This is a genomic window from Dactylosporangium sp. NPDC051485 (genome assembly GCF_040682015.1).
Lineage (GTDB): Bacteria > Actinomycetota > Actinomycetes > Mycobacteriales > Micromonosporaceae > Dactylosporangium.
Window position 1 is genome coordinate 1 of sequence record NZ_JBFAZW010000118.1, and the last position, 18,901, is coordinate 18,901.

23 protein-coding genes are annotated in these 18,901 nt (G+C 71.0%); 11 read left to right on the forward strand and 12 right to left on the reverse strand.

Going from position 1 to position 18,901, the window contains the following annotated elements:
* Positions 1-74: 74 nt before the first annotated feature.
* From AB0M46_RS42775 to AB0M46_RS42815, 9 genes are all read left to right on the forward strand, one after another.
* Positions 75-716: a hypothetical protein gene (locus AB0M46_RS42775; RefSeq protein ID WP_363345774.1), complete on the forward strand. Its 642-nt coding sequence runs from the start codon at positions 75-77 to the stop codon at positions 714-716.
* Between the two features lie 149 nt (positions 717-865).
* The gene (locus AB0M46_RS42780; RefSeq protein ID WP_363345776.1) at positions 866-1,285 is read left to right on the forward strand and encodes an MscL family protein; all 420 of its coding nucleotides are present in this window, start codon (positions 866-868) and stop codon (positions 1,283-1,285) included.
* 85 nt (positions 1,286-1,370) lie between these two features.
* Positions 1,371-2,273, forward strand: coding sequence for an RNA polymerase sigma factor SigJ (gene sigJ / locus AB0M46_RS42785; RefSeq protein ID WP_363345778.1), 903 nt, complete (start codon positions 1,371-1,373; stop codon positions 2,271-2,273).
* Positions 2,274-2,393: 120 nt separating this feature from the next.
* Entirely contained in the window at positions 2,394-3,251 is an 858-nt protein-coding gene (locus tag AB0M46_RS42790) for a patatin-like phospholipase family protein (protein WP_363345780.1), read from the forward strand.
* Between the two features lie 257 nt (positions 3,252-3,508).
* Positions 3,509-3,892, forward strand: a complete 384-nt coding sequence (locus AB0M46_RS42795) for a hypothetical protein (protein WP_363345782.1) — start codon at positions 3,509-3,511, stop codon at positions 3,890-3,892.
* Positions 3,893-4,048: 156 nt separating this feature from the next.
* Positions 4,049-4,372 (forward strand): hypothetical protein, encoded by a 324-nt coding sequence (locus tag AB0M46_RS42800; protein ID WP_363345784.1) that lies wholly within the window; start codon positions 4,049-4,051, stop codon positions 4,370-4,372.
* Between the two features lie 69 nt (positions 4,373-4,441).
* Positions 4,442-5,212, forward strand: a complete 771-nt coding sequence (locus AB0M46_RS42805) for a polysaccharide deacetylase family protein (RefSeq protein ID WP_363345786.1) — start codon at positions 4,442-4,444, stop codon at positions 5,210-5,212.
* Positions 5,209-6,441 (forward strand): YncE family protein, encoded by a 1,233-nt coding sequence (locus AB0M46_RS42810; protein ID WP_363345788.1) that lies wholly within the window; start codon positions 5,209-5,211, stop codon positions 6,439-6,441. The genes AB0M46_RS42805 and AB0M46_RS42810 overlap by 4 nt, the downstream gene beginning before the upstream one ends.
* 286 nt (positions 6,442-6,727) lie before the next feature.
* The gene (locus AB0M46_RS42815; protein WP_363345790.1) at positions 6,728-7,636 is read left to right on the forward strand and encodes an MBL fold metallo-hydrolase; all 909 of its coding nucleotides are present in this window, start codon (positions 6,728-6,730) and stop codon (positions 7,634-7,636) included.
* Between the two features lie 174 nt (positions 7,637-7,810).
* On the opposite strand, the gene AB0M46_RS42820 is transcribed toward AB0M46_RS42815, so the two are convergent.
* The 7 genes from AB0M46_RS42820 to AB0M46_RS42850 form a co-directional block, all read right to left on the reverse strand.
* A complete protein-coding gene (locus AB0M46_RS42820; RefSeq protein WP_363345792.1) occupies positions 7,811-8,233 on the reverse strand; it encodes a PLP-dependent transferase in 423 nt (140 codons plus the stop codon).
* Positions 8,234-8,266: 33 nt separating this feature from the next.
* Positions 8,267-8,488: a bacteriocin immunity protein gene (locus tag AB0M46_RS42825; RefSeq protein WP_363345794.1), complete on the reverse strand. Its 222-nt coding sequence runs from the start codon at positions 8,486-8,488 to the stop codon at positions 8,267-8,269.
* Positions 8,452-8,718 (reverse strand): hypothetical protein, encoded by a 267-nt coding sequence (locus tag AB0M46_RS42830; protein WP_363345796.1) that lies wholly within the window; start codon positions 8,716-8,718, stop codon positions 8,452-8,454. Before AB0M46_RS42830 ends, AB0M46_RS42825 begins: the two co-directional genes overlap by 37 nt.
* Before the next feature lie 58 nt (positions 8,719-8,776).
* Positions 8,777-9,754, reverse strand: a complete 978-nt coding sequence (locus AB0M46_RS42835; RefSeq protein ID WP_363345798.1) for a hypothetical protein — start codon at positions 9,752-9,754, stop codon at positions 8,777-8,779.
* 197 nt (positions 9,755-9,951) lie between these two features.
* Complete coding sequence (locus AB0M46_RS42840; RefSeq protein WP_363345800.1) at positions 9,952-11,199, reverse strand: cation:proton antiporter; 1,248 nt, start codon at positions 11,197-11,199, stop codon at positions 9,952-9,954.
* An 11-nt stretch (positions 11,200-11,210) separates the two neighbouring features.
* A complete protein-coding gene (locus AB0M46_RS42845; RefSeq protein ID WP_363345802.1) occupies positions 11,211-11,693 on the reverse strand; it encodes a TrkA C-terminal domain-containing protein in 483 nt (160 codons plus the stop codon).
* 135 nt (positions 11,694-11,828) lie between these two features.
* Positions 11,829-12,665: a hypothetical protein gene (locus AB0M46_RS42850; RefSeq protein ID WP_363345804.1), complete on the reverse strand. Its 837-nt coding sequence runs from the start codon at positions 12,663-12,665 to the stop codon at positions 11,829-11,831.
* A gap of 151 nt (positions 12,666-12,816) precedes the next feature.
* Between AB0M46_RS42850 and AB0M46_RS42855 the strand changes: the two genes are divergently transcribed.
* On the forward strand, positions 12,817-13,323 hold the full coding sequence (locus AB0M46_RS42855; protein ID WP_363345806.1) for a hypothetical protein: 507 nt from the start codon (positions 12,817-12,819) through the stop codon (positions 13,321-13,323).
* On the opposite strand, the gene AB0M46_RS42860 is transcribed toward AB0M46_RS42855, so the two are convergent.
* Both AB0M46_RS42860 and AB0M46_RS42865 read right to left on the reverse strand, forming a co-directional pair.
* Entirely contained in the window at positions 13,284-14,402 is a 1,119-nt protein-coding gene (locus AB0M46_RS42860; RefSeq protein WP_363345808.1) for an IS630 family transposase, read from the reverse strand. The genes AB0M46_RS42855 and AB0M46_RS42860 overlap by 40 nt on opposite strands.
* Before the next feature lie 172 nt (positions 14,403-14,574).
* A complete protein-coding gene (locus AB0M46_RS42865) occupies positions 14,575-15,315 on the reverse strand; it encodes a hypothetical protein (protein WP_363345810.1) in 741 nt (246 codons plus the stop codon).
* 104 nt (positions 15,316-15,419) lie between these two features.
* Here AB0M46_RS42865 and AB0M46_RS42870 point away from each other — a divergent pair, with 104 nt between their 5' ends.
* Positions 15,420-16,250, forward strand: coding sequence for an SAM-dependent methyltransferase (locus AB0M46_RS42870; RefSeq protein ID WP_363345812.1), 831 nt, complete (start codon positions 15,420-15,422; stop codon positions 16,248-16,250).
* Positions 16,251-16,281: 31 nt separating this feature from the next.
* Here AB0M46_RS42870 and AB0M46_RS42875 read toward each other — a convergent pair whose 3' ends face one another.
* From AB0M46_RS42875 to AB0M46_RS42885, 3 genes are all read right to left on the reverse strand, one after another.
* Positions 16,282-16,545, reverse strand: a complete 264-nt coding sequence (locus tag AB0M46_RS42875; RefSeq protein ID WP_363345814.1) for a hypothetical protein — start codon at positions 16,543-16,545, stop codon at positions 16,282-16,284.
* 568 nt (positions 16,546-17,113) lie between these two features.
* Positions 17,114-18,205: a hypothetical protein gene (locus AB0M46_RS42880; RefSeq protein ID WP_363345816.1), complete on the reverse strand. Its 1,092-nt coding sequence runs from the start codon at positions 18,203-18,205 to the stop codon at positions 17,114-17,116.
* A 90-nt stretch (positions 18,206-18,295) separates the two neighbouring features.
* Complete coding sequence (locus AB0M46_RS42885) at positions 18,296-18,451, reverse strand: hypothetical protein (RefSeq protein WP_363345818.1); 156 nt, start codon at positions 18,449-18,451, stop codon at positions 18,296-18,298.
* Positions 18,452-18,901 lie beyond the last annotated feature (450 nt).

Below are 18,901 nucleotides of genomic sequence, written 5' to 3' on the forward strand. Positions count from 1 at the left end.
GGGCCAGCTTGCCGCTGCGGCCCGGCAGGCGGCTGCCGTCGCGCAGGGCCAGGGCCGGGTGGTTGCAGATCTGCTTGAGTCTGGTCATCGTCGACTCGCTCATCGCCGCGGACGACGAGGCCTTCGCCGGGGAGCAGGCGGCGCTGGCCACCGTCGGGCTGACCGCCGTGCACCACGGGCACCGGCTGGCGCCGCTGTCCGGGTTCGCCGAGCTGCGGGCGGCGGTCCGGCTGGACCGCGCCGCCCCCGAGGAGCTCGTCGCCCGCTACACCGACGGGCTGGCCGGGGAGGTCCTCGGGGAGGAGTTCGGGGCCGGGGACGTCGCCGCCGACGCCGGGGAGCTGCTGGTCCGCTCGGCGTTCGACGACGCCGTGGACGCGATCCCGGAGTCGATCGGCACGGTGCAGCGCACGGACGCGGGCGGGGTGCTGGTCGACACCGGCAAGGACCCGCGCCGCACCACGCTGCTCGTGCTGGACCTGCTGCGCGACTTCCCCGACACGCACGTCACCGTCCGCGGGGCGGCCGGGACGGAGACGCACGGCTGGTGGAACGGGCGGCGCCTGGTGCTGCTCTCGCCGTTCGGCGGGCGCTGGCGCGGGTCGCTGTGGCCGGGGCTGATGACCGGCATCGCGACCTACGCCAAGGGCGCCTCTCCCCTGCCCGCCGCCGCCCGCACCTGGATCACCGAGATCGCCGAGATGGGCGAGGCCTGAACACCTCGAAGCCGAGCAGCTGGGTGATCCCGGGGCCCATCGCGGGGTGACGGTCACGCGCTCCCGCGCACCGGGCGGGCCGCCGGGTGTTCTCATGATGCGACGAGGGACAGCGACCGCGGGAGAGCAGCACAGCAGGGGAATGCGCCATGTTGAAGGGCTTCAAGAATTTTCTCATGCAGGGCGACCTGATCGTCGTCGCCGTGGGCCTGGTCGTCGCCCTGGCCTTCAGTACCTTGATCAAGGCCTTCACCGACAGCATCATCACGCCCCTGATCAACTCGATCGCCGGCGGCGGGACGGCCGGCAAGGGGCTCGGCTGGTCGATCAACGGCCAGAAGATCGACGTCGGCGCATTCATCGGCGCCCTCATCTACTTCGTCATCTTCATGGGGGTCATCTATTTCCTGATCGTCGTGCCCTACCGCTCGTACATGCAGCGGCGTGGCAAGACCGTCTTCGGTGACCCGCCCCCGACCAAGGAATGCCCGAGTTGCCGGCTCGCCGACCTGCCGGTCGCCGCGACCCGGTGCCCGCACTGCACCACCGACCTCGCCCGCGCCGCCTGAGAGGCGCGTCCGTTCCCGCGTTCCCTGACATTCCGGCGGGCTGCACCGTCGAGACTGGGAAGGGGCGAACGGCGAGAGGGGCGGCATGGACGGCGACGAGGAGCTGGCCGCGGCGATGAGCGAGCGGCGGCAGCTGCTCAACGTGGCCTACCGGCTACTGGGATCGCTCGCCGACGCCGAGGACGTGGTGCAGGAGACGTACGCGCGCTGGTACGGGCTCGCCGAGCGGGAGCGGGCCGCCGTGGCGGCGCCGGGCGCCTGGCTGACCACCGTCGCCGGGCGGATCTGCCTCGACCAGCTGCGCTCGGCGAGGGTCCGGCGCGAGCGGTACGTCGGCGAATGGCTCCCCGAGCCGGTCCCCGGCGACGCCGAGTGGTTCGGCGGGGAGCCGGACCCCGCCGACCGGGTCACCCTCGACGAGTCGGTCAGCATGGCCTTCCTGGTGGTGCTCGACGCGATGACCCCGGCCGAGCGGGTCGCGTTCGTGCTGCACGACGTGTTCCGGTACTCCTTCGCCGAGGTGGCCACGATCGTCGGCCGGACCCCGGCGGCCTGCCGGCAGCTGGCCTTCTCGGCCCGCCGGAGGCTGCAGCGCGAGGTCGCTCCCCCGCCTCCGGCCGACCGGCGGGCCGGCCTGGTGCGCGAGTTCAAGCGGGCCTGGGAAGCGCGGGACATCGACGCCCTGCTCGGCCTGCTCGACCCGGCCGCGTCCCTGGTGGCCGACAGCGGCGGCCGGGTCGAGGCGATCCTGCGACCGGTCGAGGGCGGCGGCGTGATCGCCGAGGGCGTCGTGCGCATCGCCGATCTCGCCGCCGGCATCGTGCTGCTGGAGCAGGTCGTCAACGGCCAGCCCGGCCTGGTCGCCCAGGTGGACGGGGTCACGGTCACCGTGTTCTCGTTCGGCTTCACCGGCGAGCGGATCTCGCACATCTGGGCGATGCGCAACCCCGACAAGCTGGGCCCGTGGCTGGAGGCGCCCGCGCCCTGACGCCACCGTTGCCCAGGCGCGGCGGACGACACCTCGGGCCACCCGTTGTCGGCCCACCTCACCCTTGATAACCTAAACCGCAAACACCGTTCGCAGTAATTGAACTCGAGTGAGGTACTGATGGCGGATGATGCCCGGCCTGTTTGGGTGCTCGGTGGCGGCGGAGCGGTTGGCATTGCCTGGGAGGTGGGCATCCTTGCCGGGCTCGCGGACGAGGGGGTGACCGTATCCCCGGACGCGGTACTGATCGGCACCAGCGCGGGCGCCGTCGTGGGTGCCCAGATCGCCAGCGGTACACCACTGGCGGAGCTCTATGAACGCCAGCGCCTGGGTGTCGCTGATGAGACCTCGGCCGGACTGGGCTTCTTCGACCTCCTCCGGCTGGCGCGGGTGCACCTGTTCGCCCGCGGCCCCGAGCAAGCTGCTCGCCGCATTGGTCGACTCGCTGTCGCCCCGGATATCGGCGACCCGTCGCGGCATCGCCGTATAGCCGAGGCCCGGCTGCCAGACCACACCTGGAAGGACGCGGACCTCCGCATCGTGGTTGTCGACGCCGAGTCGGGCTCCGTCCGCATCATCACCAGGCGCGACGGCGTATCCCTCGTCGATGCCGTAGCCGCGAGCTGTGCCATGCCGCTCGCCGCCGCTCCAGTGGCCATTGATGGCCGACGTTACATGGACGGGGGTATGCGGTCGACGCTCAATCTCGATCTCGCTCCCGGCAACGGTCCGGTGGTCGCACTCGCGCCGAGCACGGCTGCCATCGGACCCTGGGCGCGGATCGGGAAGCAGCGGGCCGCACTGGGCGGGGGTCGCCGGGTAGAGCTTCTGCTGCGGGATTCGGCCTCCAAGCGCGTGCAGGGGACAAACGTGATGGACAGATCCGTCGTGCCCGCGCTCGTGGCCGCAGCTCGAAACCAGGGCCGGCACGAGGCGCCACGCGTCGCCGCCGCGCTCTCGATGACCAGCCATTCATAGGCTGCGATCGCACAGATCCGACACCGGCCGGCCGGCCACAGCTCACCGTTGGAGTCACTGCGAGCCGGTGCTGCCACGCACTGCCGGCGCCGGTAGCGAGGAGCCCTGAACGCCGCCACCCACACTGGGCCTGTGGCCGGTGAGGGGGCCGACGGGCATGAGCGCGCACGTGATCGAGCGATGCCGGCGAGTCCGCTGCACGCAATTGGCGGCGTGTGCCGGCATCTCTGATCGGGTCGGTTCGATACGGTGAGCCGATGCAGCGGCTCACGGACGAAACGGTTGTGGCGGTCGGTCGACTGACGTTGGCCGCGATCGAGCTGGAGTACATCCTCGCCTGGATCGGCGCCGATCAGGCCGATGGCGACCCGGCGTCGGTGTTCACCGTCCCCGGAGAGCCGTTGCGCGCGGCGCGCGGGTCGGTCCAGTTCGCGCCGCCGGAGCACCGCGCGTCCTTCATCGGATTGGTCGAAGCCGCCGGGATGTACCTGACGCAGAGCCATGCGGCCGTCCGGGCCATGTGGTTCGACAACGGCCGCGCGGACGCGGCAACCTTCGACGAGATCACCGGCCTGCTGCTGCGCTGCCGGGACCAGTTGCAGACGCTGCTCGACGAGGCCGGTCACGCGCCGACCGCATAACTTCGCAGAAGACGGCCCTTGTGGCGGAATTCAAGCAAGCGGGCAGCCGGATCGACAGGTCCGGACGGTCACAGCCACGTCCGCTCATCGGCATCGAGCGCGCACCACTGGATAAAATCGATCGGCGGCAGATCCGCGCCGCACGTCGTCAGCCCGATGTTCGTCCTTGTCGAACCCGCCGACGCCGAAGCCGTCAGGATCGGCCGCGGCGTCTGCCTCCTCCATCGGGATACCGACGCCGGGCTCCGGGGTGGCGCGCTCCGCCGCGCGGATGAACAGGGCATTTGGCCGGTTCTCAGGATCGGCGAGGCACCATGGGCCGTGCCGTTGACCCCTGCCGTCCCCGCGGTGCCGGCCCCCCTCGTCGCGCCGCGGGCGCCCGCGCTCGTGCACGCCGACTCGGCGATCACCACGGCCGCCGGCCGGTTCACCGGGCGGCGCGCGGCGGCGGCAGCGGCGCACAGCGCCGGGCGGTCGTGACAGGCCTGCATCTCCTCACCCGTCGCCTGTCCCACGGGCGACCCCTCACGTGGCGAAAGGACGACCCGCATGGATCGTCGGACACTCCTGCTGGCGGCAGGGGCCGCGGCCCTCGGCGGCTGCAGCGACCCGGACCCAGGCCCGGCGGCGGCGCCGGACCCGGCGCCGAGCGGCCGGGAAGGCTCGAGCGGCGCGGCAGGCGCGGCCCCGAGCGCCGCTGGGAGCCCGTCGTCGAAGGCACTGCCCCCTGAGGTCGACAGCGGGCCCCGGGACGTGCCGGCGGTCGCGCTGACGTTCCACGGGCAGGGCGAGCCGGGCGTGGTCGGGGGGCTGCTCGACGCCCTCGCCGCCGAGCGGGTCAAGGTGACCGTCCTGGCCGTCGGCATGTGGGTACGCCAGCAGCCCGAGCTGGCCCGCCGGGTCCTCTCCGACGGGCACGAGCTGGGCAACCACACGCTCAACCACGACGACATCAAGGCCATGAGCGACGATCGCGCCTACGCCGAGATCGCCGGCTGCGCCGAGGCCCTGCGCGGGGTGAGCGGCACGATCGGGCGCTGGTTCCGGCCCTCGCAGACGCAGCGCAGCACGCCGCGGATCCGGGCACAGGCGGAACGGGCCGGGTACGCCACCTGCCTGTCGTACGACATCGACTCTCTGGACTACACGGATCCCGGCGCGGACGCGATTGTGCGCACTACGCTCCAGGGCGTGCGAAACGGCTCGATCGTCAGTCTGCATTTCGGACACGCCGGCACGGTCACCGCGATGCCGAAGCTCCTTGCCGGTTTGCGCGACCGCGGCCTGCGCCCGGTCACGGCGTCGGAGCTCCTGGCGTGACCGCCCGGCTCCTGACCGCACGGATCGTCGCGGTGCTCGTCCTGCTCGGGGCGCTGGTCGCGGCCTGCACCTCGACCAAGGCCGACAGCGAGCACCCGGCCGGCCCGGGCGACGACAACGCCCCGGCCAACATGACTGGCATGCCGGGCACGAGCAGCGGCCCGCTGCCGAGCGGGAGCGCCGGCACGAGCCCCGGCCCGGGCCTGCCGGGCATGCCGCCGCTGCTCGACCCGCACGACGTGTACGCCGCGGACCGGCCCAACGCGTTCGCCGACAAGGTCCGCAACGACCCGGCCCGCATCTACGTGCCGAACCTCGGCAGCAACACCGTGTCGGTCATCGACCCGGCGACGTTCACGATCATCCAGACGGTCAAGGTCGGCGGCGGGCCGCAGCACGTGGTCCCGTCGTGGGACCTGCGCACCCTGTGGGTCAACGACAACACCGGCAACGCGCTCGTCCCGATCGACCCGGCGACGGGCTCGTTCGGCAAGCCGATACCGGTCGACGACCCGTACAACCTGTACTTCACCCCCGACGGCAAGTACGCGATGGTGATGTCCGAGGCGCGGCACAAGATCGTGTTCCGCGACCCGCACACGATGGCGATCGTTCGCGAGCTCACCGTGAACTGCTCCGGGGTCAACCACGCCGACTTCTCGCCGGACGGCCGCTACTTCATCGCCACGTGCGAGTTCTCCGGCGACCTCGTCAAGGTCGACGTCGCGCGGCAGGAGATCATCGGCCAGCTGCACCTGCCGGGTGAGCACGCCATGCCGCAGGACATCAAGATCTCGCCGGACGGCCGCACCTGGTACGTCGCCGACATGCACACGTCCGGCGTGTGGATCCTCGACGGCGACCAGTTCAAGGTGCGTTCGTTCCTGGCCACCGGCTCCGGCGCGCACGGGCTGTACGTCAGCCGCGACTCGAAGTACCTCTACATCGCCAACCGCGGCGAGGGCTCGGTGTCGCTGCTGGACTTCGCCACCGGCACGCTCGCGGCGAAGTGGCAGATCCCCGGCGGCGGCAGCCCCGACATGGGCGGCGTGTCGGCCGACGGCACGGTGCTGTGGCTGTCCGGCCGCTACAACGGCGAGGTGTACGCGATGTCCACCACGGACGGCCACCTGCTGGCCAGGATCAAGGTCGGCACCCAGCCGCACGGCCTGTGCATCTGGCCGCAGCCGGGCCGCTACTCCCTGGGCCACACGGGCATCCTGCGCTGAGTGGGCCGGCGGCGGACCGGCGAGCAGCCGTCTGAGCGAGCTGTAGGCGGGCGTCGCCTGCAGCTCGAAGGATGCGCCGTCCGCGGGCACCACGGCGGCCAGCACCAACCCGGTCCCTGACACCGCGACCGGGTTGGTGTTGTTGAGGTGGGTGTATATGTACCGCACCGCTCCTCGCCGGGTGAGGGCAATCCCGCACCGGGACGGTTGGCTGGGCCCTGGCAACACGTCAGCCGTCGGATGACGCAGAGCCCTTGGAGGGCGCGGCGCGTTGAGGAGATCACTGATGGCCGCATTCAAACCCATGCCCGATTTCGCCTTGGGTCCGGACGTCCCGGAGTCGGGGTTCGTCGTGACCGAACTGGGTGGCGGTGCCTACGGTGTCACCGAGGGCATGGTCAACACGATGTTCCTGGAGACCACGAACGGTGTCGTCCTCGTGGACGCCCCGCCGCATCTGGGGGGCGAAAGGCTCCTGGCGGCGATCGAATCGGTCACCGACAAGCCGCTCACGCACCTGATCTACAGCCACGCGCACGCCGATCACATCGGTGCGGCACACCAGCTCGACCGCAGCGGCCTGCAGATCATCGCCCACGAGATGACCGGTCGATTCATCGAGGAGGCGCACGACGAGCGCCGTCCACTGCCGAACGTGACCTTCACCGGTCGCCGCGAGACACTGGACATCGACGGGACGCGGTTCGTCATGGACTACACGGGCGACTGGCACATGCCGGGCAACCTGTTCATCCACGTCCCCGAGCGGAAGCTCCTGACGGCGATCGACAGCTTCACCCCGAAGAACCCGCCGTTCTTCCGCTTGGTCTTCTCCGCGCACGTGCCAGCGTACTTCAAGGCGATGGACCAGATGCTCGAGTACGACTTCGAGACCGTCGTGACCGGGCACATGGCGCTGTACGGCACGCCCGAGGACGTGGCGACGAACCGCGAGTACATCAACGACCTGCGAAGGTCGGCAACCGGGGCACTGCAGACAGTCGACCTGCAGGAGGCCGCAGCCGCAGCCGATGTGCCGGGGAACAACAAGCAGGCCGAGCTGAAGGTGTGGATGGACGCGGTCGTCGCCCGCGCAGCAGAGCTGATGCCAGCCTGGGACAAGCGGATCGGCGGCACCGACATCTTCCTCACCGACAACCTCAACGCCGTCGCATGGAGCGTCGCCAACGACTAAAGGCGTGACGGCATGGGGTGGCGCATCTTCGATGGTTTCGTGCTGCCGTCGAAGGCCGGGCAAACCGCCCGACAGGCAATCCGATGCCGGCCGGGGCGCCACGTGCGTCGCCGCGGTCGAGATCGCCCGCAGCCGGGTCTCTGCTGACCACGGTGCCGCCGGTCAGCAGGGTCCTCATCGGGTGAGCTCCTTCGCCGTCGTCGAGCTTGCGGCCACCGCGTCGGCCGCGGCGAGCGCGTCGGCCGTGTCCTCCGTGCCTGCGGCCAGCCGGACCAGGCCCAGCGCAACCCCCGACGCGGCAAGCTGTTCCTCGCTGAGCATCCCGCGCCACATGGAGGCCGGATGCACGGCAAGCGATTCCACGCCGCCGAGGCTGGCCGACCGGCGGGCGTAGCGCAGCCAGCCGAGGAAGGCGTCAGCCGCCTCGAAACCGCCGGCGAGCTCGATCCCGAGCACCCCGCCGAAACCGCTCATCTGGCGGGCCGCCAGCGCGTGCTGGGGGTGGGTCGCCAGGCCGGGGTAGTGCACCCGGGCCACGGCCGGGTGGTCGTGCAGTGCCTCGGCCAGGGCCTGGCCGTTGGCGTTGTGCCGGGGCATCCGCAGCGGCGGAAGCCCTCGCCTGATCGAGCGTCACAGCGCGATGGGCCGGTAGCTCAATGCCGCGTCGATGACGGCCTCGGGTGACGCGTCGGCCAGGTCCGCCGGCGGATGGAAGATCAGGTCGATGGCCCCTGGGTGCGAGACGTTGGTGCTCAGCAGGAGGACGTAGTAGTCCATGTCGTCGTCGGCCGCCTGTATCCGGCGGACGATCTCGATCAGCTCGTCGCGGGTGACGTTGGCGGCCTCGGCCACGCGGGCCGGGCGGCCTCGAGGGCGAAGTCCTCGAGGCCACGAGACGTCCAGTAGGCGAGGAAGTCGTCGGTGGTGTAGTCATGGCCGGTTTCGGCGTTGAACGCGGCGATCGCGGCGGCGGCCGGCTCGCCGCGCTCCAGCAGCCCTTCGATGGTGTCGATGGCGGCACACAGCGCCGCGATGCGCTGAGGTCCGACCGCCGGCGGGCAGAGTTCGGGACGCAGCTCCATCCGAGCATTATCCACGGACTTCACGCTGCCCAGCAGCTACGAACCGGCCGGCGCGGCGTCAATGGGTGAGGCGCAGGCGCCGCCGCGGGAGCCGGTGGCCGACGACGACGGCCGACTTGACGGCGAGGACGGCGATGAACGCGCTGATCGCCAGGATGACGATCCAGGCCCAGATCTGGTACCCGGGCCCGCGCGCGTAGTCGATCCAGTGCAGCGTGAACGTGGCGACGGCGGCGTACGGGAAGGCGAACGCCCAGAATCCGAGCGTGAAGGGCAGCTTGCGATACAGCGCGAGGAGCCGCACCTGGACCATGACGGCGAGCAGCGTGTACCCGCCGAGCGCGAAGACGACGGCGTCGACCGTGCCGTGCGTGATGGCCAGGTACGCCAGGCCGGCGAGGGCGGGCGGTGCCGCCTCGATCGCCAGGGTCGGGCGTATCGGCGCGGGCAGCGGTCCCCGCAGGTACAGCCGGGACACGATGATCGCCTCGAGGACCAGCCACGACAGCAGGCCGAGGCCGAAGAATGTCTGGGCCAGACCGGGCCAGCCGGCCAGGGCGGCACCGATGGCCGCAATCAGCCCGCCCGCGACGGCGGGCAGCACGTACCCGGGGTGCAGGTGCTCCGGCTCGATGCCCCCGATGATCCACTGGCCGGTGATCCAGCCGGCCAGGGCGATCGTGGCGACGGTGAACACCCCCAGCAGCCAGCGTCCGGCGGCGGGGCTGCTCGGCAGCAGGCCGATCGCCAGGAGCATGCCGACGATCGGGATCAGCGACACGAACGGCCCCATCACCGGGTGAGCCAATTCGGCGCGCCAGCCCCCGGGCCGGCGCGGCACCTGTGCGACGTAGCCGGCCAGCAGCGCCAGCCAGACCACGGCGGCGACGAGGAACAGGATGTCGGCCACGAGCGCCGGGGCCAGCCCCACCTGCGCGGCGTACCGCCAGCCGACCGCGAGGCCGGCCGTACCGTACGCAATGCCGAAAAGGTTCGGGGTGATACCGGCGTGCGAGCCGGTCGTCGGCGTGCTCATGCGGTCCCCCACGAAAGGTTCGACAGTCGGGCTGGGGAGGTCTACCCGAAATCGTCGCGCTATCCCGTGCCGCGTGGACGCGACCACCTCGCCGCCCCCGGGTGGGCCTCGGCGCGGACTGGGTGCTGGCGCTGTTGAGGCTCCGGTACCCGGCAGCGACCGGGTACCGAAGCCTCACCGTGGAGACTGAGGATCGGTCACACGGTCGTTACGTGGGCCGTTGCCGGGCCGGGCTCGGCGGCCGGCGAATCACCGGCTGCCTGGGGCTCACCGGGGGCCGGGGGGCCGCCGCGGCGGCGGGCGCGCCACCGGACGAACGGTTCGAGCGAGCGGGCCAGGATCGGGCCGAGGACCGCGAGGACGAGCACATAGGCGGCGGCGAGCGGGCCGATCCGGTCGTTGAGCCCGGCGCTGACGGCCAGGCCGGCGATGACGATGTTGAACTCGCCACGCGGGGTGAGCGCGACGCCGGCCCGGGCCCGCCCGAGCGGGCTGACGCCGGCCCGTTTCGCGGCCCACCAGCCGGTAGCGAGCTTCGTCATGATCGAGATCAGCGCCAGCACCAGGGCGATGCCGAGCATCGACGGCAGCGCGGACGGGTCGGTCTGCAGGCCGAAGAAGACGAAGAACACGGCGGCGAACAGGTCCCGCAGCGGGGTGAGGAGCTCGCGTGCGGTGTGGGCGAGCGGCCCCGACAGGGCGATGCCGACGAGGAACGCGCCGACCGCGGCGGAGACCTGCAGGCCCTGGGCGACGCCGGCGACGAGCACCGTGAGGCCGAGCGCCTTGAGCAGCAGGACCTCGTCGTTCGGGGAAGCGACGAACATTTCCACGTAGCGGCCGAAGCGCAGGGCGATGACCAGGATGACGGTGATCGTCGCGGCGGCGATGGCGAGGGTGCCCAGGCCCGCGACGAACCCGACGCCGGCCAGCAGCGCGGTGAGGATCGGCAGGTACACGGCCATCGTGAGGTCCTCGAAGACCAGCAGCGACAGCACGACCGGGACCTCCCGGTTGCCGAGCCACTGCAGGTCGCCGAGGACCTTCGCGGTGATGCCGGACGAGGTCACGTACGTGATGCCGCCCAGCGCGACCGCGGCCACCGGTCCCCAGCCCAGCAGCAGCGCGACCGCCACGCCGGGCGCGGCGTTGAGGACCAGGTCGACGACGCCGGCGACGGCGTTGTGCCGCAGCGTGCCGACGAGCTCGGGCGCGGTGTACTCCAGGCCGAGCGTGAACAGCAACAGGATGACGCCGATCTCGGCGCCGGTGGCGGTGAACTCCTCGCTGGTCGCCAGCGGCAGGATGCCGCCCTGCCCGAAGGCGAGGCCGGCCAGCAGATACAGCGGGATCGGCGAGATGGCGAACCGGGCCGAGACGGCCCCGAGCAGGCCCAGCCCGAGAATCACCGCACCGATTTCGATCAGGGCAGCGGTACCGTGCATACGCGTGCGCCTCAGCCGTTGGCGAAGATGTCGGCGACCGCGTCGGTGCCCTCGGCCGTACCCACGACGACCACGAGGTCGCCGGGGCAGAACGCGAAGTCCGGCCGGGGGCTCGCCAGGATCTGGCCGGCCCGGATGACCGCCACGATCGAGGCCCCGGTCCGCGTGCGAGCCTGGGTGCCGCCGAGTGTCCCGCCGTCGTACGGCGAACCGGCCATGATCGGCACCTGGACCGTCTTCAGCCCGGTCACCTGCCGCTGCAGGTCGGCCAGCCGTTCAACGATCCGCGACGTGGCGAGCAGCTCGGCCACCCCGTTGGCCTCGTCGGTGCTCAGTGACAGCGTCGACGACACGGTGTCCGGGTCGTCGTTGCTGTACAGCACGATGTCCCGCCGTCCCGACACATGCGACACCACCGCCGCGTGCTGCCCCTTCGTGGTCACGAACTCGTGCCGCAACCCGATCCCGGGCAACCCCGTGCGCTCGACCTCCACTGACCAGCAACTCCTTCACACCCACGCGGCACCCACAACGGCCGCGACCTGCCGCCGGTCTACCGTGTCCGGTCGATGTGGAGAAATGATCGCGGCAGCATGACAATCCTGTGACGCAGCGGCCTGAATACCCGATCAGGTGCTCGACTCGGGTTGCAGGTAGATGTGCCGGGCGGCCGGTACGAAGTCCTGGATGTGCGCGCGGGCGCGATGCAGGGTCGCGGCGATGTCGGCGTCGGCGGGCAGGCCGACGCGGGCGGTGACCATGAGCTCGTCGTGCGCGAGCTGCACGACGTGCAGGTGCGCGACGGAGCGGATGTCGGCGGCCAGCAGCGCCAGCTCGATGCCGTCGGTGTCGGCGGTCCGGGGCGGGGCGAGCACGGCCAGCCCGACGAGCCGCACGGCGAGGAGCAGGTCGACGCCCGCGATCACGGCCGCGACGGTGCCGGCGGCGATGGTGTCCAGCAGCCGGGTGTGACTCAGCTCGCACGCGGCGACGCCGGCCAGGACGGCGAGGGTCGCGGCGGGCGCGGCCAGGTGCAGCGCGGCCGTCAGCGAGGCCCGGATACGCGGGTTGTGCCGCAGGTACGCCCGCCAGGACGCCTGCCCGCGGTCGCGGTCCGCGGCCCGCAGCACCACGATCGCGGCGCCGGCCTGGACGGCGAACGCGGCGGCGAGCTCGAGCCGGGCGGGGCCGGACGGGCCGACACACGGGATCGGCCCCTCCGGGGTGACGGCGGCCCACACGACGGACAGCGCCGCGAGCGTCGACGCGGCCACGCTCGCCATCAGCGGCAGCAGGAGCCGGTCCCGCCGCGGGGCCCGGGCCGCGGCCGGGACGACCGGCCGGGGCAGCTGCGTGACGAGCCCGGCCAGGGCGAGCGCCACCACGGCAGCGATCATCGTGGCCGAGGTGGCCGCGTAGGCGGCGGCGAGCAGCGCGATGGCGGCCGCGCCGCAACCGATGCTCACGCGCCGGACGGTCGCTGTGGTGCGCACGACCCCCATCTTGACCGATCCCCGTCCGCACCGCCCCAGCCGCCGTACCCAGTGCGTGCTGTCTGCCACATCGGATGGCTAGTGCGGTGACCAGATACGTTCGCCGGTTCTCTAGCCTCTTGGCATGGTCATGCAAGACCGACTCGCGATCATCGACGGCCTGCTCGTGCTTCCTTTTCCAGGTGAGAACACCCGGGAGGGCCGCCAGTCCAGCGGGCCTGGCTTCCACGTGTATGTCCTTCAGGCCTGCCGCAGTTTCTGGGATGACCGCAGCGAGGAAATCGTCGAGACAGCGCAGGCGGAGATCGACACCGGTTTCCGGGCGCTGGCGACCGCGCTGACGGCCCGCTGGGGCGAGCCCCAGGCCGTCGCTCTCGAGCCGTATCTGTGGGGTGAGGACCAGGCGCCGGAGCCGATGAACCAGCTTTGCCAGCTCAGTGGCGAGATGTTCGTCTGGCGGCCGCTGGATGCTGGTCGGTGGGTTGCGCTCGCCGTTGGCCAGGGAGATCCGGAGTTGCCGATTGAGTTGCTCGTGGCGGTCGGTGAGGCCGATGCACTCGTTGATCAGCGGCCTCCACCGGTTCGAGCAGGTCAAGCAACCTTGGAGCGTGGACGACCCCAGGATTGTTGACGTTCGCTGCGGATGCGGGCGCGTTCGCGGCGTTGGGCGGCCAGGACGTCGGGGTGGCGGGCGTTGGCGTTGCGCCAGCGTAGGTAGTCATGCAGATCGCGGGCCAGGACGCTGTGGTTGGGGTAGTTGGAGTTGGCCATGGTGAAGCGGCGCAGCGGCCCGAACTGGGCCTCGATCGGGTTGGCCCAGGACGCGCTGGTCGGAGTCAGGCAGAGCTCGACCTTGTTGCGGGCAGCCCACGCCCGGATCGCTGGGGTCTTGCTGGCCGAGAGGTTGTCCAGGATGACATAGATCGGGGCGCCATCCGGCCGGGCGGCGCGGATGGACTTGAGTGCGGTCAAGGTGTGATCGGCGCCTTTGCGGCGGCGCAGCACACCCCAGAGCTGGTCGTCGCCGAGGCTGTAGCAGCCGTGGAAGTAGCGGATACCGTGCGTGCGCTTGTAGGTGGCCGGCAACCGGTCCGGCCGCGTCTTCGGCGCCCAGCCAGTGCCGTGGTGCGGGCGGATCGACAGCGGCCCGAACTGGTCGAAGGCGAAGCACCGGTCCGGAAACGCGGTGGTGACCTGTTCGATCCGGTCGAGCTTGGCATCCTTGTCCGGGTCGGTGGAGTCCTTCCAGGTGCGAGTGCGCTGGAAGGTGATGCCGTTGCGGCGTAGCAGCTGCCGCAATCGTTCCCGGCCCAGGTACACCCGCCGGACCTTGTTGGTGGCCAGGTAGTCGGCGAGTTTGCGGATGCTCCACTGGGTGAACGGGCGGCCCAGTTGCTTGGGCCGCGCCATGGCCGCCGCGACGATGTATGCCTCGTCGTCTTCGCTGATCCGGCGGGGACGGCCACCCGCCCAGTTAGGGTCCAGCGCGCGCAGCCCGATCTCGTTGAACCGATGGATCACATCCCGCACGGTGTCCTCATGCGCCGCGACCAGACGAGCAATCGCCGGCACCGGCGTCCCGGACGCCGACGCCATGATGATCAACGCGCGGCGGACCCGGACCGACTCATGCTTGCCCCGCCGCACAATCTGCTGCAACCGGCGGCCCTCCTCATCGCTCAACCGCCGCGCCCGGACAGGCTCAGCCATCCACCCACCCCACCCTCGACAGCGAACATGAGCGCCATCGAGCGTGCGACAGGTGGCGCGCAACCGGGTAGATCAAGCCCGGCGTGTCACCAACCCGGTGAACGTTCATGGCCAGCGCACTAGACGGAGGCCGGTCCCGGCTCCCCGGACGGGCATGGTCCGTCGATGGATATCAGCGGCCCAGGCGGGTGAGGACGTGCTCGCGCAGCGCTGCAGACACCTTCCGGTCCCGCATCGCCCGGTCCAGCAGGTCGAGATCGAACGGCGGCCGCACACCGATCGCCGCGGCCGCACCGAACTCCGGGTCCGCACCGAACTCCGGGTCCGCACCGAACTCCGGGTCCGCGCCGCGCGTCGGGTCCGCAGCCGGGCGGAGGGCCGCGCCAGGGTCCAGGTCCCGGGCGGGGCTTGCGGCCCGCAGGTGGTCGAGCAGGGGTTCGTAGCGGTCCGGGCGGTTGCGGACCAGCTCCGAGACCAGGCGCAGCTCCAGGCGGACCGCCGGGACCACGTGCGGGCCGACGGGCAGGTCGACGTAGTGGGTCCACGGGCCGGGGCCGATGCACTCGATCGTGTCGGCGGCGGACTCGTGCTCGACGGTGCTCGCGCCCACCTCGATGCCGTCGACGACGAAATGCGTGAAGTACTGCCCGGCGGCCGGCAACCACGCCGGCGGATCCAGGCACAGGTGGGCGGACAGGGCGGCGGCGAAGTGGTCGACGTGCTCGCGGCCGCGGACCAGCAGGTCGACGTCACCGGTCGGGAGGGCGACGCCCTGGGCCAGGGCAGCGGCGGTGCCGACGAGACGGTAGGTGAAGCCGGACGCGGCCGGGTCGACGAGTCCGAGGACCAGGGTCAGGATGCGGTGGAGTTCGGCCAGGTCACGCAGGGGGCGGGAGGTGCTCGGTCCGCTCATGGCCGCCATTGTGCCCGCGGGGTACGACACTTTTTCGGGCGCCGGGCAGGACGGGCGTCGATGTAAGGTCGAGCCGCGGACCGCCGAGCCAATGGGAGGGTGCGGTGACATTGCCGGAGTGGGTGCCGGACGGCGTCGACATCACCACGCCGAATGCGGCGCGCGTCTATGACTACACGCTCGGGGGTTTCCACAACTTCCAGGTGGACCGGCAGTTCGCCGAGGACGCGCAGCGGGCGTGGCCGGGGATCTTCCAGCTGGCGCACGCCAACCGGGCGTACCTCGGGCGGGCCGTGCAGTGGCTGGTCGGCCGCGGGGTGCGGCAGTTCCTCGACATCGGCTCCGGAATCCCGACGCTGGGCAACGTGCACGAGGTGGCGCAGGCGACGACGCCGGACGCCCGCGTGGTGTACGTCGACATCGACCCCGTCGCCATCGCGCACAGCCGGCACATCCTCGCCGGGCACCCCAACGCCACCGCGATCAACGGGGACCTCCGCCGGCCCGACGAGATCCTCGGCCACGAGGAGGTGCTGGGGCTGCTCGACTTCTCCCAGCCGATCGCGCTGCTGCTCATGGCGGTGCTGCACTTCGTGCCCGACGCCGACGACCCAGGGCAGGTGATCCGGCGCTTCGACGAGGCCACCGTGTCCGGCAGCTACGTCGCGCTCTCGCACGGGATTCCGGCGAAGGTGCCCTCCGGCGCACAGGAGGAGGTGCAGTCCTTGTACCGCCGGACGCCCACCTCCGTCCACCTGCGCACCCCCGAGCAGGTGGCGGCCATGCTCGACGGGTTCACGCTGGTCGAGCCGGGGCTGGTGCCGATCACCGACTGGCACCCGGACCCCGAGGACGACGAGGCGCCGCAGCCCACCGTGCTGGCCGCGATGGCCCACAAGGGCGCGCAACCGAACCGGCCGGCACCGAAACTGTGACTGAGCGCGATAGTTGGCGAAGTTGGGTCCGCTAGTTGGCCGGGCCGATCAGGGTCGCGTCACCTAGCGGTCGGCTCAGGTCGGCCTCCAGCCGACACTGCCACAGCAGGTGCAGCGCATGCGCCCGGCCGACCGCAGGCACCGATGTCGCTGCGACCAGCTCACCGAACCGGGCCGGTCCCTTGGCGGCAGCGGTCGGCAGCTGCTCCTGCAGGCCGAGCGGATCGTCCAACGCCCGGCGCTGCGCCGACAGCGCCTCCACCCCGGCGAGGACATGCGGCCGCCAGCCGGTCACCACCGCATACCGCCACCCGGCCTCAGCCGCGACCTGCGCCGTAGCGCCATCGGCAACGCACCGAGATCCCGCACCGTGTAGTTCACCACACCCTCGACGGTGCGCCACGCCACCGTCCACAGCCCGGCCCAGTCCACTGGCGCAGGCGTCTGCGGAACCGCGAGATCCAACCCGATAGACAGCTCGTCCACCGAGCACCCCCGCGAACCACACCGGACCGCGCTGCTCCGAACGCCCCGGCTGCATCGAAGTATCGAAATGTGGAACTACGTGATGGTGCGCCGCACGGTGTCGCCCGCCAGGCCCCGTTCCCGGACGGCGCGGCCAACCGGGCGTTCATGGACAGTCACGGCAGGCAGTCGGTGGGGGCCGTGGCCCGTACAGACCACGCCCCCACCGAAACGGAGTCACGACCGGACACAGCGTCACGGACTTTGATGCCAGAGCCTGAGAACTGCCCCCACGTGCCCGGTCGGGTCGGGTCGAGCATCGGGCGCCGTGTCGTTTCGTTGGCGGCTTTGAGTGCTGGGACGTGCTCCGTCGAGGCCGGCGGCCGCGTTCTGGTTGGTCAGAAGGTGAAGGGGAGGGTGTTACCGGTGGTGTAGAAGGTGTCTCCGGCCGGGGGGACTGCGACCTGGGTGTTGTTGACGAAGAGGGTGAGCTGGTGAACGCCGCGGGTGAGGTTGGGGACGCTGAAAGAGCCGGTGCCGTTGCCGTTGGAGTCGGTTTTCATGTACACGCCGGTGAAGATCGGGACGCTGCCGTCGATCTTGTAGGCGAACTGGAAGGACGTGTTGGGCTGGTTGGTGCGGTTGAGGACGACCTGGACGTTGACCGCGTCCGGGGTGCAGGTCACGGTGGCGCGGCTGTTCGGACTGTCGATGGTCTGGTTGTAGGTGCTCTGGTTCCAGGACGAGGGAATGACCCGCTCGCCGGGGGCCGTGGTGGGGCTGGAGAGCACGGCGAGGACGGCGTAGCCGGATTTGCCGGCGCCGCCGCTGCCGGCCGGGTTCTGGGTCTGGGTGCAGCCGCCTCCGGCACCGCCGATGTTGGGGGCCGGCGGCAGCGCGCCGTTGCTGGTGGAGCTGCCGGGCTGGCCGGCCTGAGGGGCGCTGGAGGTGGGGGCGGCGCTTCCGCCGTTGCCACCGGGTCGGCTCAGCCCGCTGTCGGCCGGGAAGGTGCCGGTTCCGCCGCTGCCGCCCTGCCCGTTGGAGCCGGCGGCGCCCGAGATGTTCCCGCCCCCTCCGTTGGCTCCGCCCGCGCCGCCGCGTGCGTTGATGACGGTGGAGCCGGCGTTGCTGATCGTGGTGTCGCCGCCGCCTGTGCCCGGTATACCGGCGGAACCGGAGACTCCGCCGGCAAAGGAGGCGGACGCGGCGCCGGCGCCCCCGGCTCCGCCCGCCCCGACCACGACGGTGAGGGTGCCGTCGGTGGACGAGGCGGTCACGATACCTCGCACGTAGGCGCCCGACCCGCCCGCGCCTCCTGCGCCGCCGAAGCAGATGGCCGAGCTGTTCACGCAGCCTCCCCCACCCCCGCCGCCCCCGCCTCCGCCGCCCCAGGCCTCCACGAGCACGGTCGAGCCGGGTGGAACGGTAACGGTAAAGGTGCCGGGTGAGGTGAATTCCTGCAGTTTCACTGAAAGGCCCTTCGGGTCCAACGGATGGGTGGAACCAAATTATCAACTATATATAACGACGACAATATATAACACTTCTTCATATTTCCTACCGGGCTCCGAGCCGCGAGGTCATCGTTCGCGGAAAATGGTGACCACCGTGCGGCGGACGCCGACGTCGAGCATGGCGAGCGTGCGGTGGTTGCCGTTGACGAACGCGCCGCCGTCGACGGCGACCGGGCCGTACAGCAGGCCGGTCAACGCGGCCCGCTCCCACTCGGTCAGCACGGGGCCGAAGGGGCTGCCATCGCGTGAGCAGCCCGGGGCAGCGCGGCGACGCCGACCGCACCGAGGGTGACCAGCACGGCGACCGCGCCTTGTCGCCAACGGGTCGCCGCCCGGTTCGAGCCCTTCACGCCACGATGGGGCATCCCGTCCTCCAGGCAGAGAGTGATCCCACCCGGCAGATGCGGACACGCTGTCGCAGACCGGGCCATCAAAACCGCATCACAACGTCGCGTGTCGCAGCTGTAGCTCAGCGTGATACCACGACGGCCCCACGGCGCCGTAAATGACAAATATACGACATTCAATGCGCCTGATAATCGCAATTGGGGTTTATATGAGCCTTCTTCTAACTTGGCAAATAAGCGGTGCATAGAGGGCATTGACAAGAGTGCCCCTTTCGAGATGCGCTCATCCGCCGCAGGCGACGCTCTGTGCCCGCAGAGGACAACG

Coding starts and splice junctions, on each gene's coding strand:
- AB0M46_RS42830 (WP_363345796.1), bottom strand. CDS start 8,718: ATGGAGCTGCGTCCCGAACTCTGCCCGCCGGCGGTCGGACCTCAGCGC.
- AB0M46_RS42805 (WP_363345786.1), top strand. CDS start 4,442: ATGGATCGTCGGACACTCCTGCTGGCGGCAGGGGCCGCGGCCCTCGGC.
- AB0M46_RS42815 (WP_363345790.1), top strand. CDS start 6,728: ATGGCCGCATTCAAACCCATGCCCGATTTCGCCTTGGGTCCGGACGTC.
- AB0M46_RS42780 (WP_363345776.1), top strand. CDS start 866: ATGTTGAAGGGCTTCAAGAATTTTCTCATGCAGGGCGACCTGATCGTC.
- AB0M46_RS42795 (WP_363345782.1), top strand. CDS start 3,509: ATGCAGCGGCTCACGGACGAAACGGTTGTGGCGGTCGGTCGACTGACG.
- AB0M46_RS42800 (WP_363345784.1), top strand. CDS start 4,049: ATGTTCGTCCTTGTCGAACCCGCCGACGCCGAAGCCGTCAGGATCGGC.
- AB0M46_RS42855 (WP_363345806.1), top strand. CDS start 12,817: ATGGTCATGCAAGACCGACTCGCGATCATCGACGGCCTGCTCGTGCTT.
- AB0M46_RS42790 (WP_363345780.1), top strand. CDS start 2,394: ATGGCGGATGATGCCCGGCCTGTTTGGGTGCTCGGTGGCGGCGGAGCG.
- sigJ (WP_363345778.1), top strand. CDS start 1,371: ATGGACGGCGACGAGGAGCTGGCCGCGGCGATGAGCGAGCGGCGGCAG.
- AB0M46_RS42820 (WP_363345792.1), bottom strand. CDS start 8,233: ATGCCCCGGCACAACGCCAACGGCCAGGCCCTGGCCGAGGCACTGCAC.
- AB0M46_RS42865 (WP_363345810.1), bottom strand. CDS start 15,315: ATGAGCGGACCGAGCACCTCCCGCCCCCTGCGTGACCTGGCCGAACTC.
- AB0M46_RS42835 (WP_363345798.1), bottom strand. CDS start 9,754: ATGAGCACGCCGACGACCGGCTCGCACGCCGGTATCACCCCGAACCTT.
- AB0M46_RS42840 (WP_363345800.1), bottom strand. CDS start 11,199: ATGCACGGTACCGCTGCCCTGATCGAAATCGGTGCGGTGATTCTCGGG.
- AB0M46_RS42860 (WP_363345808.1), bottom strand. CDS start 14,402: ATGGCTGAGCCTGTCCGGGCGCGGCGGTTGAGCGATGAGGAGGGCCGC.